This window comes from Bradyrhizobium sp. UFLA05-108, from assembly GCF_059803455.1.
This window is the reverse complement of record NZ_JBANAZ010000196.1, coordinates 1-1,255: the sequence shown is the minus strand read 5'-3', so window position 1 is coordinate 1,255 and position 1,255 is coordinate 1. Positions and strand designations below refer to the sequence as shown.

General features: G+C 52.6%; 3 protein-coding genes and 1 tRNA gene. All 4 read right to left on the bottom strand.

Annotated features, from left to right (window positions below):
- Positions 1–321, bottom strand: a 321-nt coding sequence (locus SO140_RS45920) for a YlaC family protein (protein ID WP_498544196.1), incomplete at its 3' end; no start/stop codon positions are given.
- 123 nt (positions 322–444) lie between these two features.
- On the bottom strand, positions 445–744 hold the full coding sequence (locus tag SO140_RS45915; protein ID WP_025302380.1) for a sigma-S stabilization anti-adapter protein IraP: 300 nt from the start codon (positions 742–744) through the stop codon (positions 445–447).
- Positions 745–928: 184 nt separating this feature from the next.
- Positions 929–1,025: transfer RNA gene (locus SO140_RS45910), tRNA-OTHER, on the bottom strand.
- A 112-nt stretch (positions 1,026–1,137) separates the two neighbouring features.
- Complete coding sequence (locus SO140_RS45905) at positions 1,138–1,251, bottom strand: hypothetical protein (RefSeq protein ID WP_498544197.1); 114 nt, start codon at positions 1,249–1,251, stop codon at positions 1,138–1,140.
- Positions 1,252–1,255: the final 4 nt, after the last annotated feature.

Genomic DNA, 1,255 nt, shown 5'->3' with positions numbered 1-1,255 from the left:
GGTGAAGTACCATTCGCCATTGTAGCAAACCCGCAGATCCAGTACCACGATGTCCTCGAAACGGTACACCGGCCGGATCTCGATCAGCAGCATGGCGAACATGAACAGCACGAAGGCGGTGAAGCCCAGGAAGGCATACACCCCCATGTACGGCACCTGATACATCACGGCGATCACCGCAAAGTAGCCGGCGAACATGGCAAGGCACAAATAGCGGTGAGTACGGGCGAATTCGCTGTTGAAGCGCGGCTTGCCGTCACGCCCTTCGCGCCGATTGATCTGTTCAATCTCTTTAACCAAGATGCTTTTAATCGCGTCCATCGTTACAACCTTATGCTGGAAACAGCATTGCCATCAAATCTCGCTGCTAAAAGTAACACAAGTACAGTTTTGCCGGGTAGATCAGTTAGCCAACTTAATGACGGCAACTGTTATAGTTCGGCTTCAGCGCGGCTGAGCGGCCTTGCCTTGCGCAAACATGAACATGCGCTGGGCCACATCGTCGGCCTGCTTGATTTTCTGCTTTTGCGGTTCGTTGCTGCGTTGAATGGCGCGGGCGTAGGCGATTTCATGGGCCTGATCGATCATCGCGATGATCCGATCACGTTCGGTCTTCTCCATATTGCCTAACATGGTAGTGATAATCGCCTGATAAGCGTTGGACGCGGCGGTCAGCGCTTTCTCTCTCGCCTCGAGGGCGGCGACGCGTTGCAAGAGTTCCTGCAGTTGATCGGAGTGAGACATATCGACCTCCTGTTGCCGGGCAGCAAGCCTGCCTGATTACAGTTTAGCAAAGGATCGAAAGAGAAAGAGGAAGGAAAGCCAGCGGTTACGGTAAAGCACACCCGAAAATCCCAACGAGGAGCCGATAGTGCAAATCAACCCGGGTGCGCTTTACGGTAAGCGCGATGAGACGAAGGAAGAAAGCTGGCGCGCTATGCAGGACTCGAACCCGCGTCTATCAATTTTCAAGCCAAAACAAGCCATTATAAAACCAATCACTCTGCCAACTGAGTTAATAGCGCGTTCCTTCGCTTCGGGGCGCCATTATCCATAACAACATTATGGATTCAAGCTTTTTTAGCATAATGCCCTGACTTTACGGATAAATCTTAGGTTATCACCAGCATGATGGCCTTACGGCAGCTCAATAATCGGGTAATCGCCGGCGATGAGCGGCTTGCACAAAATCTTGTAGCCATCGCTGTCGAAATGGCTGGCCGCGCTCTGTAGCTGCTCCGCCTGCGCCAGATCG

Bases quoted from the DNA above. Each gene is read 5' to 3' on its own strand.
- SO140_RS45915 (WP_025302380.1), bottom strand. From the start codon at position 744: ATGTCTCACTCCGATCAACTGCAGGAACTCTTGCAACGCGTCGCCGCC.